A 512-nucleotide genomic window follows, 5' to 3' on the forward strand; every position below is an offset into this window, starting at 1 on the left:
GTATCGGCATTTCTAGGACTGACCTGAGCGAGTTGAGCTTGACTGAGCTGAAGTTGGTTCAGTGTGATTAAGCCAGGCGCACCGGGATCGACGATACGGCCGTTGGCAAGGCCGTCAGCGTCAAAGCGACCGCCATCAGTGAGTGTGAACGTAATCAGGGTATTGTGATCGGAGGTCGTGATGGTTTCGGCGATATTGACGAGATTGCCGTTCACATCTTTTTTCCAGTAGCCATTGATCGGTTCGGTTCCGTGGATCAGCACGGAAACTTGGGTCGACGCACCGACGTTGATACCTTCAAAATTCAAGGCGAGTGATCCGAATGGGAAACTGATGTCATCACGTGAAGGTAGATTGTCTTGTGAGGTTGCGACTTGGGTCTGTTTTAGATTTTGGTCATTCCAAACCGTCAAATAGGTTGGGTCGATGTCATCTTGTTGACTCCAAATGAGCGAGCTGACGGCATCTTGTTCGATATCTTGGATACCGTCGCCGTTACCGTCACCTGTGCC

1 protein-coding gene is annotated in these 512 nt (G+C 50.6%); it reads right to left on the minus strand.

What is annotated here, in order from left to right; genetic code table 11:
- Positions 1 to 512 (minus strand): choice-of-anchor U domain-containing protein (locus tag KDM90_RS17590; RefSeq protein WP_329605342.1); only part of this gene is annotated, 512 nt, incomplete at both ends.

Origin of the sequence: Affinundibacterium fentianense (assembly GCF_018139545.1) — a bacterium.
Lineage (GTDB): Bacteria > Pseudomonadota > Gammaproteobacteria > Burkholderiales > Burkholderiaceae_D > Undibacterium > Undibacterium fentianense.